The sequence below is a fragment of the Terriglobales bacterium genome (assembly GCA_035624455.1).
Lineage (GTDB): Bacteria > Acidobacteriota > Terriglobia > Terriglobales > Acidobacteriaceae > DASPRM01.
In genome coordinates this window covers 1-15,122 of sequence record DASPRM010000020.1, presented here as the reverse complement: position 1 = coordinate 15,122, position 15,122 = coordinate 1, and the positions used below count along the sequence as shown (strand labels likewise).

Annotated in this window: 9 protein-coding genes; 5 read left to right on the top strand and 4 right to left on the bottom strand. The window is 58.4% G+C overall.

Features of this window, described 5'->3' with window-relative positions; translation table 11 throughout:
* Positions 1–848: 848 nt before the first annotated feature.
* From VEG30_02035 to VEG30_02015, 5 genes are all read left to right on the top strand, one after another.
* Positions 849–3,026 (top strand): trehalose-6-phosphate synthase, encoded by a 2,178-nt coding sequence (locus VEG30_02035; GenBank protein ID HXZ78678.1) that lies wholly within the window; start codon positions 849–851, stop codon positions 3,024–3,026.
* Positions 3,027–3,042: 16 nt separating this feature from the next.
* Positions 3,043–3,834: a trehalose-phosphatase gene (gene otsB, locus VEG30_02030; GenBank protein HXZ78677.1), complete on the top strand. Its 792-nt coding sequence runs from the start codon at positions 3,043–3,045 to the stop codon at positions 3,832–3,834.
* A 533-nt stretch (positions 3,835–4,367) separates the two neighbouring features.
* Positions 4,368–5,714, top strand: coding sequence for a TolC family protein (locus tag VEG30_02025; protein ID HXZ78676.1), 1,347 nt, complete (start codon positions 4,368–4,370; stop codon positions 5,712–5,714).
* The gene (locus tag VEG30_02020; GenBank protein ID HXZ78675.1) at positions 5,711–7,300 is read left to right on the top strand and encodes an efflux RND transporter periplasmic adaptor subunit; all 1,590 of its coding nucleotides are present in this window, start codon (positions 5,711–5,713) and stop codon (positions 7,298–7,300) included. Before VEG30_02025 ends, VEG30_02020 begins: the two co-directional genes overlap by 4 nt.
* Positions 7,301–7,308: 8 nt before the next feature.
* Complete coding sequence (locus tag VEG30_02015; GenBank protein ID HXZ78674.1) at positions 7,309–10,461, top strand: CusA/CzcA family heavy metal efflux RND transporter; 3,153 nt, start codon at positions 7,309–7,311, stop codon at positions 10,459–10,461.
* Between the two features lie 23 nt (positions 10,462–10,484).
* Here VEG30_02015 and VEG30_02010 read toward each other — a convergent pair whose 3' ends face one another.
* The 4 genes from VEG30_02010 to VEG30_01995 form a co-directional block, all read right to left on the bottom strand.
* Complete coding sequence (locus VEG30_02010; GenBank protein ID HXZ78673.1) at positions 10,485–11,633, bottom strand: radical SAM protein; 1,149 nt, start codon at positions 11,631–11,633, stop codon at positions 10,485–10,487.
* Between the two features lie 87 nt (positions 11,634–11,720).
* Entirely contained in the window at positions 11,721–12,542 is an 822-nt protein-coding gene (locus VEG30_02005) for a phosphatase PAP2 family protein (protein ID HXZ78672.1), read from the bottom strand.
* Between the two features lie 121 nt (positions 12,543–12,663).
* Positions 12,664–14,370, bottom strand: a complete 1,707-nt coding sequence (locus VEG30_02000; GenBank protein HXZ78671.1) for a CRTAC1 family protein — start codon at positions 14,368–14,370, stop codon at positions 12,664–12,666.
* 20 nt (positions 14,371–14,390) lie between these two features.
* On the bottom strand, positions 14,391–15,020 hold the full coding sequence (locus VEG30_01995) for a response regulator transcription factor (protein HXZ78670.1): 630 nt from the start codon (positions 15,018–15,020) through the stop codon (positions 14,391–14,393).
* Positions 15,021–15,122 lie beyond the last annotated feature (102 nt).

Genomic DNA, 15,122 nt, shown 5'->3' with positions numbered 1-15,122 from the left:
GCGGCTGTTGTGATTGCCTCATGCTTCACTCCTTGGCTGGTAGAAACCGCCCTGTCCGGAACGCCGTGCGCCCAAACCCGGACACCACATGCGCGGTCGCTAAGATTCTCTATGGTCCCCACCCATGCTGGTTGAGATGGGTGAGTGCAAGTTCGATACCATAGCCAGGATCAGCAGCCAGGATCAGCGAAGGCCCGATTCTGAGATGTGTAAGTTATTATTTTCATTAGTAGTTTATGAGTAGCTTGTGCTCTCTCTCCTGCTCGAACAGAGGCCGACCGGCAGTGATCTCATAAAACGGCGCCGCGGGACGTTGGATTTCTCGACTTGAGACTCCAGAAATTCGCCTCTTCTTCAGTTCCGGTTTGTTGCGAGTGGCGTTGGAGGGAGGTAAATAGGCCCGCAATGGCTCGTCCGGGTAGTAGAATCTCCCGGTGGAAAGGCAAAATTTCGCCTAAACAGGCTGTGAAGAATGCCAGTTTCGCCGACTATCCAGGTCTGATATCAGTGAGCGCTTAGGATGTCCGCGGTTGGCAGTCCAGTTGCTGCTTTGTAACAAATCGGTACCCAGTGTGGAAGTAACGGCCTATCTTGCCTAGGGTGAGGAACGTCAGCATAAAGTCCTGCGGGGCGTGCGGTACAACTCGTTTCTCTTGATTTGAATCGGACTGCCAAGCACGTCTGCGCTCAGGGTTTTTGCGTAAAAGGAGGGTTGGCGGAATGCGGGAGGTGAGATGCGCCTTCTGAGTGTACGTCTAATCGTCTCTTTAATTCTCGGCGTGGCCCTGGTCTCCTTCCTTTCTTCCTCGTATGAGGTTCAAGTCCAGAAAAGAGGACTTCGCAGGGAGTTGGAACACCGCGCAGAGGTGCTCGCTGAGAGCTTGGCCGGAAACGTTGAAGGATACCTGGACAAAGGGTCGCGTCGGGAATTGGAGCGCTTTGTAGGGCGCTTCGGGAATCGCGAAAACCTGGTAGGGATAGCGGTTTACAACCCGGAGGGAACCGCCTTGGCGATGACCCCCGCGGTAGCGCGCTATTTCCCTTCCACGCCGCCAGTTCTAGTTCAATCGGTCACTCAGGATCGTGCGCAGAGTCAGTTCCAGCGTCTCGATGGCACTCCATTGCAAGTTTATGCGCTGCCATTGCATCGCCAGGGAGAAGTTTCCGGGGGCCTGCTGATCGTTCACGACAGCTCCTATATCAATGCGCTGAGCCGGCGTTTTTGGTGGGAGACCTTCCTGCGTGTGTTAGCCCAAGTGGTGCTGATCACGCTGGTGACACTGCTGATCGTACGCTGGAGCCTGAAGGGTCCAATCGCGCGGGCGGCGCAGTGGATGCGCGCGTTGCGCACGGGCAAAGTCTCAGCCCGTCACGCTCCTCCTCCCGACTGGGATTTCCTGCGGCCGCTGGCGCATGAGATGAAGACTTTTGCTGAGAGTTTAAATCAGGCACGTTCGGCAGCCGAAACCGAGGCGCGCCTGCGCGAGGCAGGGGAGTCGCTGTGGACAGCCGAGCGGCTTGCAGTGCATGTGCAGTCGAAACTCGGTGAGAGCCGGCTGTTCGTGGCGGCGAATCGTGAGCCTTACATGCACCTTCGGCAAGGCAAGGCGATAGAGGTGGTTGTCCCTGCCAGCGGGCTGGTCACAGCGCTGGAGCCGATCTTGCGTGCATGCGACGGAACCTGGGTCGCGCATGGGAGCGGGGACGCCGATCGCGAGGCTGTGGATCAGCATGATCGCCTGCGCGTTCCTCCCGAAGATGCTCGCTACACACTGCGGCGCGTCTGGCTGGAGAAGGAAGAAGAGCAGGGCTACTACTATGGTTTCGCCAATGAGGGGCTGTGGCCCCTATGCCATATCGCGCACACCCGTCCTACGTTTCGCGCCAGCGATTGGGAGTATTACCAGGAGGTGAATCGCAAGTTCGCCGACGCGGTGCTGAAAGAAATGGAAGGTGTGGAGGAGCCGCTGCTGCTGGCTCAGGACTATCACTTCGCGCTGCTTCCTCGCCTGGTGAAACTGCGGCGTCCAGATGCGCGAGTGGCTATCTTCTGGCACATTCCCTGGCCGAATCCGGAAGCGTTCGGCATCTGTCCCTGGCAGCGCGTGCTGCTGGATGGACTGCTGGGAGCCGATCTGGTTGGTTTCCACGTGCAGCAGCACTGCAACAACTTTCTGGCGACGGTGGACCGTGCCCTGGAGTCGCGTGTGGACTGGGAACACTTCTCGGTGCGGCGCTTTGGTCATCTGACCATGGTGCGGCCATTTCCCATCAGCGTGGACTTTACGGAGTCGCAGCCGCGCGCCTCCGCCCAGGCTGGCAATTACACGGAAAGAGCGACACTGATGCGAGAGCTGGGGATTGAGAGCGCGTTCCTGGGTATAGGTGTGGACCGCGTGGACTACACCAAGGGAATTCTGGAGCGCTTCCAGGCAGTAGAACGTTTGCTGGAGAAATACCCCTCCTACGTGAACCAGTTCACCTTTGTGCAGATCGGCGCGCCCAGCCGCACGCACATCAAGCGGTATCACGATTTTATGGCGGAGGTGGAAGCGGAGGCCGACCGCATTAATTGGCGTTTCCAGAAGGGCAAGTGGAAACCCATTCTCTTCCTTAAGCGGCAGCACACTCATCAGGAGATTCAGCGTTTTTACCGCGCAGCCGACGTTTGCCTGGTTACATCGCTGCACGATGGAATGAATCTGGTTGCGAAGGAATTTCTTGCCGCCCGGCACGACGAACAGGGTGCGCTCATCCTGAGCCGTTTCACGGGTGCAGCACGGGAGTTGCGTGACGCTCTGCTAGTAAATCCCTACGACATCGAACAAACTGCCGAAGCCATCCATTTCGCTCTGGAGATGGAGGAGGAGGAGCGGCAAGCGCGTATGCAACGTATGCGGCAGACGGTAAAGGAGCACAACATCTTCCGCTGGGCCGCCAATCTGGTCGCCGAGCTCTGCGACATCCGTCTCGACACGCCCGGTAAACCGAAAGAAAACGCGCGCACGCCGGTGCCGGCGGCCTGAAGAGTGAAGGTGGAGTTTGGTTCTGGCGGTTACGAGCACACGGATTGAACAGTTCCTGGCAGAGCTCAGGAACTCTCCCCATTCCATCCTGCTGCTGGACTACGACGGGACGCTCGCACCTTTCCGCCAGCAGCGGCATCTGGCACTGCCCTATCCAGGCCTGTCTGCACTATTGAAGGACATCATGCGCGACGGCCATACCCGCGTGGTAGTCGTCACCGGTCGGACCGCTTATGACGTCATCCCTCTGTTGGGAATTTATCCTTATCCGGAGATTTGGGGCTCGCATGGATTGGAGCGATTGCGTCCCGACGGCACCTATGAAGTTGCCAAGGTCGACCCCGGGGTCGAGGACGCGCTGGCTGCAGCGGGAGACTGGCTTCGCGAGCAGAATCTGCAACAGCACGCCGAGCTGAAACCGGGAAGCGTCACCTTGCACTGGCGCGGGCTGGCCCCGCAGGACGCGGCCAACATCCGTCAGCAGGCGATCTCGGGATGGGAACCACTGGCGCAGCGCGCAGGAATTTCGCTCATGGAATTCGACGGCGGCCTGGAAATACGCTTTGGCGGCCGTACCAAGGGATATGCGGTGCGAACAGTGTTGGGGGAGAGCAATCCCCGAACTCCGGCTGCTTACCTCGGCGATGATCAGACCGACGAAGATGCCTTCCGGGAGCTTCGCCCGCGGGGGTTGACGGTATTGTGCAGGCCAGAGTGGCGTGAGACCAGCGCTGAAGTGTGGCTGCGTCCGCCAGGCGAGTTGCTGGATTTCTTCTCCCGCTGGCTGAGGGTGTACCGGGAGTTCTGAGGATCGGCAGCCAACTGTGGCATGGTAACCATGCCCATTGTGACCTCCCGCAGTTGGTCTAATTCCCTAATCCGTTATATGCTCTGCTGAAACAGGTCGAAAATTCGTGCTCTGGAGAAGGTACATTTCGGCGGTAATTCTGGCGGTAGTGCTAACCGCCGCGGCGAGTCCAGCGATGGCGTGTCTGATGCCAATGCTGGGAACCTCTCCAGCTTCGCACGACTGCTGTCACCCGAGCTCAGGTATCAGTGGCTCAACTTCACCTGGCGCCCGCTCCTGCTGTTCATCTCAGCAGCAGGAGAAGGAGTCCCTGGTAACTCGGATTGCCCCGACAAGTCCGCAGCTTGTGGGGATTCCGCACACGGGTTCCGCCCTCAGTTCCACTCGTACTGTTATTGCAGTTAACTTTTCCAATGCTTCTCCGCCGCCTTTGCGCTCTCTCCTCTCACTGAGAATCTAGAGCGCCTCCATCTCCTTGCGCCTGCGCTCTCGCGGGCATGACCAACGCAATCGCTTTGTCACTGGAGTTGGAGATGAGAGTCTCACGTCTAATCGCCCTATTACTACTGGCGCCGATCGCGCTGCTTGCAGAAGATCCCTTTCCGCTCGATTTGTCGGAACTCGGCGAGACGATGCAACAGCATCATTCTGAGGTCCCGGCGAAGACCCTCGCCGAACTGGAAGAGATCGCGATGGTGAGCAACCCGGAAATTCGCGCAGCTGTCCGTCGTGTCACCATTGCAGAGCAGCGTCAGGCAGACGCTGGTGCGCTGGAGGATCCAGTCTTCCAGTATCGCGATTGGGGCACGCCGCTGCGGCAGCCCTGGAACCTGAACCAGGCGCAGAACATGTTCATGTTTTCGCAGTCCCTGCCCGGACCAGGAAAACGCGGCTTGCGTTCCGAGATTGCCGGCAAGCAGATCGACATCGCCAAAGCTGAGCTGGAGGCCACGCGCCGCGAAGTCGGTACTCGGGTTCGCAAAGCGTTCTACGACCTACTGCGAAACTACGACGAATGGCGATTGCATGACGAGCAGGCCACGCTGGCTCGTCAGGGACTGGAGGCCGCGCGCATCAAGTACACCGTTGGCCGTGTTCCGCAGCAGGATGTCTTGAAAGCACAAATTGCGCTGACCCGCCTGATGGAGCACCTCATTGACCTGGAACAAAATGGCCAGATCGCCCGCGCTACTTTAAACGCGCTTTGTGGGCGTGATCCCTCACAACCGCTGGAAGTTGTTGGCGAATACGTGATTCCCGATCGCCTTCCTAAACTGGCGGACCTGCAGAGACTGGCGGTGGAGAGCCGACCTGAACTACTGGCGATTTCGAAAGCCATCGAGCAAAGCGAGGCCAAGCAGCGCCTGGCGGAAAAATCATATTCGCCCGACTACACCGTGGGCGGTGGTTACATGCTCCTGCCGGAAGACGCGAAGTTCCGCAACAACTACATGCTTGAGTTCTCACTGAATCTTCCCTGGCTGAACCGCCGCAAGCACGAGTCCGAGATCGGTGAAGCCCGGGCAGCAGTCTCTGCTCAGCAGGCGGAATACGAGAATCAACGCAGTGCTGTTTTCCTGCAAATTCAGGAAGCGTGGATCAAAGCGCGGACGGCACAGCGTATGGCCGTGCTTTATCGCGACACGCTTCGCCCACAAGCTGAAGCCTCGCTCAAAGCGGCGGCCGCCGCGTACAAGAATGATCGCGGCGACTATCTGAACCTGCTGGACAGTCAGAACCTGAATCTCGACGTGCAGTCCAGTTACTTCAAAGCAGAAGCCGAATTTGAAAGCCGCATGGCGGAGCTGGAGCAGGCGGTCGGAGCGCCGATTCCACGGGAGTCCACGAGCAAGTCCTCCTCAGCAGGAGGAGTGCAATGAACGGACGAGAACAGAAATTCCTTGTCATTGGACTTGCCCTTGGCCTGCTGATCTCGCTGGCTGCGATTCGGGGCATTCGTGTAATGCAGAACAGACGCGCGGTGCTGGCGAGCCGGCCGGCCAGCGAAACGGCGCGCTCAGAGAGCATAGCGCGCTCAGAGAGCCAGGCAGCCTCTTCCGGAATCGATTCCGAGTTATTCGCGGAATCCGGCGCCTCCGTCGAGCTCACCGCGCAGGAGCAGGCGGCTGCGGGCATACAACTGGAACCAGTGCGCCGCCGGCGGCTGACGGATCATCTGCAGGCCTTCGGGCGCGTGGAAGAACCAGAAACTCAGCTAGCCACGATTAGTGCTCGCATAGCGGGGCGCATCGACAAGCTTTATGTGCAATACACCGGGCAGACGATCCAACGCGGTCAGGCGATCGCAGAAATCTACAGTCCTGAAGTAAGCACCACGGTCGAAGAGTATCGGCTGGCACTGGAGAGCCGCCGACAACTGGGGGAAAACGCAGAGCAGCAGGCCATCGAGCAGGCTGACGATCTGGTTGCCGCCAGCCGGCACCGGCTAGAGTTATGGGGCATTTCTCCGTCAAAGATCAGCGAGGACCACAGCGGCGATTCCGTTCCTCACGTTACCATCTACGCTCCTACCGGCGGGACTATCGTTGAACGCAAAGCAACGCAGGGTCAGTACGTCAACACCGGCGACGTTCTTTACACGCTGGCGGATTTGAGTTCCGTGTGGGTGAAGGCAGACGTGTACGAAATCGATCTGCCACAGATTCGCGTGAATCACGCGGTGATCATCACTTCCGACGCACTTCCCGGCAGCAGCATTCACGGTCGCGTGGAGTTCATCGAGCCGACCGCCAGCACTAAGACTCGTACTGTGCCGGTTCATATTCACGTCAGCAACGCCGGAATGCGTCTGCGTCCCGGAATGTTCGTGCGCGCCGAGTTCGTTTCGGCGAGCTCGGCCAATTTGCTGGTGGTACCACGTTCTGCGGTTCTCGATACCGGTACACGTCAGATCGCGTACGTCGCCAAGGGGAATGGAGTCTTCGAAGCACGGCAGATCGAGGTCGGACGCGCTGGCGAAGATTATTACCCGGTGCTGAAAGGGCTGCGCGATGGCGAGCAGGTGGTGGTGAATGGCAGCTTCCTGATCGATTCCCAGACTCGCCTCACCGGCGGCATGACCGGATTGTTTGGGGGATCGAAGGAGTTCGCGGCACACGAGGGGAACCGAGCCGCTACTGGAGAAGGTGCGTCGCGGGTGAAGTTCAACCTGACCACCGACCCGGCCCCGCTTAAAGGAAATGAGTTGGCTACCTTTTATGTGGGCCTCACGGACAGAAATGGTGGCCGAGTCAACGATGCACAGGTGAAGGTCACGCTGGTGATGCCAGCTATGCCGTCGATGAACATGCAGGAGATGCGAAGTGGCGGGGAGCTTCGGTGGACCGGCAGCGAATACGCAGGACAGATTCGCGTGCCCATGGCGGGCTCGTGGAACACAACTGTTGAGGTCACGCGCGGGGGTAAAGCCCTCGCGGTCGAGCACGTTCGCTTGCGAGCGCAGTAGGAGAAGCCATGATCAACCGCATCATCGAATTCTCGCTGCGCAATCGTTTGCTAATCCTCCTCGCCTATGCCGCCCTGGCTGCCGGCGGCTATTGGGCCTTACTGCACACCCCAATCGATGCGATTCCTGATCTCAGCGAAAACCAGGTAATCGTTTTCACCGACTGGCCGGGACGCAGCCCCCAGGAAGTCGAAGATCAGATCACGTACCCACTGACCGTGAATTTGCAGGGCTTGCCGGGAGTGAAGACGGTGCGCTCGTCCTCCGCCTTTGGCTTCTCCATGATCAACCTGATCTTCGAAGATAACATTGGCGTCTATTTTGCCCGCACGCGGGTTCTCGAACGGCTAAGCCTTGCCAGCAGCATCCTGCCGACGGGAGTCACGCCTGTGCTAGGTCCGGATGCCACCGGTGTCGGCCAGGTGTTCTGGTACACGTTGGAGGGTCCGTATGACAGCGGCACGCTGCACTCCATCCAGGACTGGTACGTTCGCTATCAGCTCAATTCCATCCCGGGAGTTGCTGAAGTGGCCAGTGTCGGCGGGTACGTCAGGCAATACCAGATCGATATCGATCCGGTGAAGCTGCGCGCCTACAACATCTCCATGAAGGATGTTTTTTCAGCAGTAGAGCGCAGCAACAACAACGTAGGCGCGAAGGTGCTGGAGCTCGGGGATGCGGAATACGCCGTGCGTGGCCTCGGGCTCATTAGGAACACCCAGGACATCGAGAACATCGTGGTGGGCGCGACTCGCGGCGTTCCCATCTACATCCGCAATCTTGCGTCCGTGCAACTTGGACCTGATTTTCGCCGCGGGGTTCTGGATAAAGCAGGACGCGAGGCAGTTGGCGGGGTTGTAGTCATACGCTACGGCGCCAACGCTCTGGAGGTGATCGATGCCGTGAAAGCCAAGATCGAAGCCATCAGCCCTGGCTTGCCCAAGGGCGTGCGCATTGTTCCTTTCTATGATCGCAGCGTTCTTATCCATCACTCAGTCGATACTCTGCGGCATGCATTGCTGGAAGAAATCATCCTCGTCACTCTGGCGCACGTGGTTTTCCTCTGGCATTTTCGCAGCATTCTGGTTGTTACCTTGCCGCTGCCGCTGGCTGTGCTAAGCGCCTTTCTGTTCATGAAAGGCTGGGGCATTTCTTCGAACATCATGTCGCTGGGGGGAATCGCGATCGCTATCGGCGTGCTGGTGGACGCGGGAATCGTGATGACGGAGAACGTTATTCGCCATGCCGAACGCTTCTCCGAAACTCACGGCGAATACAGGCCCTATTTGTGGCAGATCACACTGGACGCAGCCAAGCTGGTGGGGCGGCCGATCTTCTTCGCCATGGTGATCATCATTCTCGCCTTCATCCCAGTGTTCGCGCTCACCGGCATGGAAGGCAAAATGTTTCATCCGCTAGCGTTCACCAAGACGTTCTCGATGGTGGGCTCGACGATTATCGCAATCACTCTGGTACCGGTGCTGTGCACGCTGCTGATCCGTGGCAAGCTGCGTCGGGAAGAGGAAAATCCAGTGATGCGTTTTCTGCGGGCTTTATACCGGCCTACACTGAAATGGGCGCTGCGTCACCGCGCCATCACGTTGCTCGCGGCGGCTTCGCTTTTTGTGGCAGCTCTTCTGGTCGCTCGCACGATTGGGTCGGAATTCATGCCGCCTCTGGATGAAGAGAGCGCGATGTTCATGCCGATTACCGATCCACGCATCTCGCTTACCAAAGCAACGGAAATTTTGCGCCAGCAAGACCGGATCATCGCTTCCGATCCTGAGGTAGAAACGGTGGTGGGAAAAATCGGCCGCGCCGAAACGGCTACTGACCCCGCGCCCATCAACATGGCGGAGACCACCATCGTTCTGAAGCCGAAAGACCAGTGGCCCAAGGGGCTCACAAAGGACGCCATTCTGGCCCGGCTTGACGAAAAGCTGCACATTCCAGGCGTTACCAATATCTGGACGCAGCCGATTCGCAATCGCATCGACATGCTTTCGACTGGGATTCGCACGCAGGTCGGCGTGAAAGTTTTCGGTCCCGACATCAAGACGATTGAGAGGCTTTCGGCGGAGATCGAAAGGGTTTTGCGAAGCGTTCCCGGCGCAGTGGATCTCTATGCCGAGCGCATTACTGGCACGCCTTACCTGGAGATCGAGATCGATCGCGCGGCTGCTGCCCGCTACGGGATCAACATTCAGGACGTCCAGGATGTGATCGAGACTGCGGTGGGCGGACGTAATCTCACTACTACTATCGAGGGCCGCCAACGCTTTCCGGTTCGGGTTCGCTATGCTCGCGATTTTCGCGAGAACATTGAAGATCTCAAGAATGTGCTGGTCACTGCCCCAGACGGCGCGCAGATACCTCTGGGTGAGCTAGCTACGATTCGGACCAACATGGGCCCTTCCATGATCAGCAGCGAAAACGGATTGCTACGCGGGACGGTGCTGTTGAACGTTCGTGGGCGCGATGTTGGCGGATTTGTGGACGAAGCCAAGCGGGTGGTGGCCAGGCAGGTGAAGATGCCATTGGGTTATTACGTCGAGTGGAGTGGGCAATATGAGAACCAGATTCGCGCCAAGCGCCGACTGGAGATCGTAATTCCGATCGTGTTGCTGATTATCTGCCTGCTGCTCTACCAAACTTATCACTCGTGGAAGGAAGCCGCTCACGTGATGCTGGCGGTGCCTTTCGCCCTCACGGGCGGAGTGTTTCTACTCAAGCTGCTGGGGTTCAATTTCTCCGTGGCGGTCTGGGTCGGCTTTATCGCGCTGTTCGGAACCGCGGTCCAGACCGGTGTGGTGATGGTCATCTATTTGGAAGAGGCAGTGGTGCGTAAAGTAGCTGCTGAAGGCGGCCTGACCAAACAGGGTCTGCACGATGCGGTGATCGAGGGCGCACTGCTGCGGTTGCGGCCGAAGGTGATGACGGTTGCGACAGTCGTTGCCGGACTGCTTCCGCTGATGTGGTCCACCCGCACCGGCGCAGAAGTCATGAAGCCTCTGGCCACTCCTGTTTTGGGAGGGATGGTGAGTTCGCTGATGCACGTGCTCATCGTCACGCCTGTGATCTTCACCTGGCTGCGCGAGCGGGAGATGGAGCAACGGAATCTGCAGGACGAGACCCAGGCCGATTCTGCAGTTCGCTTCTGATCTGAAAGGTTACGGCTGAAAAACTATCGCACTCCGAGCAGGCGCAGCGCGGCGCGCGTGAAGGTTTGGGTCAGCAACTGGCGTCGGCTTCCCGGAGCGCCGGGGAGGAACAGCCACGTCATGGCGCGCACGGGAATTGGCAAATTGAAGGCTTCTTTCCGGCCGGGCCGGGGTGGAAAGAAACGAGCCAGCGCTTCCCGGGGATTTTCGCGGAACTGGTCGATCATCGACGTTTGATGAACGCAGGAAATCGTGCAGTAGGGAGCACACGACTTCACGCTGTGATACTCACGCTCGAGATCCTGCGGGCCATATTGCTCGAGCGGAATTCCCGGACAGCCGCGCTGCTGCGAGCAATAATGCACGAGGCCATCCTCACAGACGTAAACGTAGCGGCTGCCAGCCCGGCAATGCCAATCGTTCGATAATCCGCGCACCAGATTTTTCTGGAACTGGTTGTAATAGGCAAAGCTGGAAAACGATTTTGAGCCGATGTTTACCAGGTCGGAATAAACCCGGTGCTGGCGATCATTCAGCGGATGAAGTCCGCCGCCACCATCATGAACGACTCCAATTGTGACTGCGAATCCAAGTTCGTGAGCGCGGCGTGAGATGGCGGTGGCGTCTTCCGGATTTTCGATCGCAGACCCAACCACCGAATTGATATTGACCTGAAACTCTGCATGCTCGGCCAGCCACTGCAGTTTCTTGTCGAGTACCTTCAGGCTCTTCTTGGAAACGTCGTCGGGCCGAACGTTGTCGATGCTGATCTGCAGGTGATCGAGATCGGCGCGGTTCAGCTGACGTATGCGCTCCGGCGTCAGCAGGTAACCATTGGTGATCAGGGTGGCGATCATGCGGTGATGCCGGATGCGCCTGATGATGTCGTCCAATTGCGGATGGAGCAGCGGTTCGCCGCCGCTGATGGTGATGATGGTGGTGCCGAGTTCGTGGAGGCGGTCCACGCGCCGCAGCATGAGCTCGACAGGCACAGGCTTGGAAAAATCGTCGAACTCATTGCAATAAGTGCAGGAGAGATTGCATCTGCGCGTGGGAATAATGTGCGCCACAATGGGATGGCGGCGGGAATGCAGAGCCTTAGCCACGACGTGCGCCTGCCGCAAATGCCACGACAGCGCTCGCAGCTTACGCTTAGTAGGTGCGATATTCATTCCCGGCACGCATGAGGCTCGACTTATTTTAGCTGCAGGCGTGGGCTTTCGCGATTTTTCCTGTTGCCGGCTGTGCGCCTCGTGCCGCTAATGGACCACAAAGATGGAAACAAACCCCAGCACCGCTATGACCAGAGCCAGCAAGGCATCCGCTGCGTAATGATATCCCCCTATCACGGTGGCTGCGGCAATGCTGAGCGCGATGGCCAGAAAAATGAGCCCTAGTGGCAGATTGAGGCGCAGCAGAAAGAGCGCAGCTGCGGTGGACGATGCCACATGAGCGCTGGGAAAGGTGATGGCCTGAATCCCGGCGCGGGCGAGAATACCCTCGTTCAGTTTTCGCATGCGAGTACGCTCAGATGCGGAACTCCGGCGCTCTTTCAGCATGCGCGGAGGGAACGCCGGCACGAAGAGGGTAATGGCGTAGCAGATATAGCTCGCCACCAGAACCGCCTGCCAGTACCAATCCGCCTGCGCTCGCCGATGAGTCAGGTAGAGCGCCGCCAGGCCCAGCGGAACCAAAGGATAAGCGAGCACGTAAGCCAGTTCGAACCAGAGAGAGAGCAGTGGCCCTAGCCTTATCCTGGCGGGATCGAGGCGAAGCGTCGCGAACACGCGCTGGTCGAATATTGAAAGCTTTTTCTCCAGATCAGGATCTGGAGCGGTAAAGAGAAGACCAGTCTGCCAATAAGGCACGAGCAATAACAGCGCCGGCAGCCAGTCGCGAATCACCGAAGACGCAAGCGGCGGGAGGAAGGAAGCCGAAATTCTTGCCAGCACAATCAGAACGATGGCCAGGGCTGCCAACAGGGCCACCCGCCAGCGCCGCACAGCCGTGAGGGGACGAATCCAGGCCACGAGAGCCAGGATCGAGACGAAGACCAACTGGATCCATTCGGCGCGCCGCATTCTTTCGCTTGCCTGCGATCTTACCCTTGCCAGATGGTTGGGTAAACAATCAGCGCAGAGTTATGATTGATGAAACAGGCACTGCAAGTCTGAATCGCGGGCGGTGGGGGAGTTGTACCGCCTAGAACCCCTGCTGCGGCGTGATCCCTTTGCCTTCGACGCATTCGTAGCTTCGCCCGGCAGCCAGGTTCTTGTATTCCTCGGTGCGGCCGCTTGGCCATTCGATTACTGCGCGCTCGATGACGTCCTGCTTGCCCAGGCCGAACGTCAGAGGCAACTCCGATTGCGACAAATAACTCGATCCACCCTTTACCAGTCGCGACTGACTCGAGCCAGCGTAGAAAATCCGCACTTTCGCACCGATGGCGTCGCGATTGGACTTCGTCCCGACCAGGTGAAGGCGGATGCTGCGATTCCCTGAAAGCTGATCATTGCGGTAGAGAAATGCCGGGCCGTTGTTGCTTGTAACCAGAATGTCCAAATCGCCATCGCGATCGAAATCGCCGTAAGCCAGGCCTCGTCCAACTTTCGGCTTGGCAAAATCTGGCCCGACTTCGGCGGCCACGTCGCGAAAGTGACCCTTCCCGTCATTGAGGAACAAGTGTGGCGGCTGCGCATAGCCGACCCCATAGCGGATGTTCCGAACCGTGTCATCAATATGTCCATTCACCGCCATGAGGTCGAGAGCGCCGCGCAGGCCGGCATCGATGAACATGCAGCCAAAGCCGAGTGTGGTCTTGGAGGCTCGTCCTACGCCGGCTTCCACTGCCACATCCTCAAACCCGCCACGACTGACGGCGCGGTACAGTCCCATCATTTCGTTGTCGAAGTTGGTAATCGCTACGCCCGGGCTGCCGGAATTATCGAAGTCGGCGACATCCACGCCCATACCGGCGCGCGCTTTTCCTTCCGCGCTGAAGGCAATCCCGGCTTCTACTGCAATATCCTTGAACGTGCCATTGTGTTGATTGCGGTAGAGCTTATTGGGCTGGGTGTCATTGGCGACCAGCAGATCCGGCCAGTCATCGCGGTCGTCGTCGAGCATGGCTACGCCCAGCGATTTGGAACTGGTGTCGAAGATCCCGCTGGTTGCAGTCACATCTTCGAAAGTTCCGTCGCCGCGATTATGAAACAGCCAGCAGGTTTCGCCGCGGTAAGCCTCCGGTGTGCAGTAGGATTTGTGCTTTCCATCGAGACTGCAGAAGACGTCGTGTTCAGGAGACCACTTCACGTAATTGCATACAAAAAGATCGAGCAGGCCGTCGCGGTCGAAGTCGAACCACAGGGCTGAGGTGCTGAAGCTTTGTCTGCCCCCGAGACCGCTAGCGTGCGTCACATCCACAAACGAGCCCTTGCCGGTGTTCTTGAAGAGATGATTCTGTCCCACGCAGGTGATGAGGATGTCAGGAAATCCATCGTTGTTGTAGTCCCCGACCGCCACTCCCATGCCATACATCTCGACATCAAGACCGGCACTGCGAGTGACGTCAGTAAACGTTCCGTTGCGATTATTGCGGTAGAGATGCAGCGTGGATCGCTGCCGTTTATGGCCGGGCCAATCCATGCCATTGACCAGAAGGATGTCCTGCCAGCCGTCGCGATCATAGTCGAGGAAGGCGCAACCGGAGCCCAGCGTCTCGGGCAACAGCTTTCCGCCGTAGGCGCCGCTGTTGTGGTGAAACTGGATGCCTGCGTTACCTGTAACATCGACGAGGCGAAAACCTGGACTGGATGGCGCTTCGGGATAGGCAAGCGAGGGCAGAGCAGATCCGGCTGAGAACCCCACGAGTCCGCCTGAGAGGGCATAGAGAAAAGATCTGCGGGTCACCGGGGGGAGGGGGCTGCGGCTCAAGGAATATTCACCAGCCCGTTGCGGATGGCATATACCACGAGCTCTGCCGTCTTGTGAATGCCCAGCGCTTCCATGATATTGGCGCGATGAACCGCTACGGTGTTCACGCTGAGGTCGAGATGCGCGGCAATATCCTTGTTCGACTTGCCATCGACGATCAGCTGCAGAATTTCCAGCTCGCGCTCGGTCAACCCCCAGTTCCGTTCTCCCTTGAGCGTGTCGGGGCGGGCGACCTGGGGATCAAGCACGATTTCCCCCGCTGCCACACGGCGTATCGCTACCGGCAATTCCAGATCAACCGCATTCTTGAGGATGTACCCGCGCGCACCGGCATCCAGGGCCTGGCGCACCCAGGTATCTTCGGAATGCATGCTGAGCATGAGAACGGAAACCTTAGGCGACTTTTCTAAAATCTGGCGGGTCGCAACCAGGCCATTCACTCCCGGAAGAGCGCAATCCATCACTACGACTCTGGGTCGGAGTTCACGGGCTAGCCGGATGGCTTCTTCGCCATTGCCGGCTTCGCCAACCACCGAGATATCGGGTTCATCATCGAGAATGCGTCGGAACCCGCGCCGTACGAGGCTGTGGTCATCCACCAACAGAACGGAAATCTTATCCGCCATGCGAATTTGACTTCTCCTTTGGCACTCTGAGTCGAACCAGCGTTCCCGAGGCAGGAAGCGGCAGAAACTCAATCTTACCGTTGATTAATTGCGCCCGTTCCC

Bases quoted from the DNA above. Each gene is read 5' to 3' on its own strand.
- VEG30_02015 (HXZ78674.1), top strand. From the start codon at position 7,309: ATGATCAACCGCATCATCGAATTCTCGCTGCGCAATCGTTTGCTAATC.
- VEG30_02025 (HXZ78676.1), top strand. From the start codon at position 4,368: ATGAGAGTCTCACGTCTAATCGCCCTATTACTACTGGCGCCGATCGCG.
- VEG30_02020 (HXZ78675.1), top strand. From the start codon at position 5,711: ATGAACGGACGAGAACAGAAATTCCTTGTCATTGGACTTGCCCTTGGC.
- VEG30_02010 (HXZ78673.1), bottom strand. From the start codon at position 11,633: ATGAATATCGCACCTACTAAGCGTAAGCTGCGAGCGCTGTCGTGGCAT.
- VEG30_02005 (HXZ78672.1), bottom strand. From the start codon at position 12,542: ATGCGGCGCGCCGAATGGATCCAGTTGGTCTTCGTCTCGATCCTGGCT.
- VEG30_01995 (HXZ78670.1), bottom strand. From the start codon at position 15,020: ATGGCGGATAAGATTTCCGTTCTGTTGGTGGATGACCACAGCCTCGTA.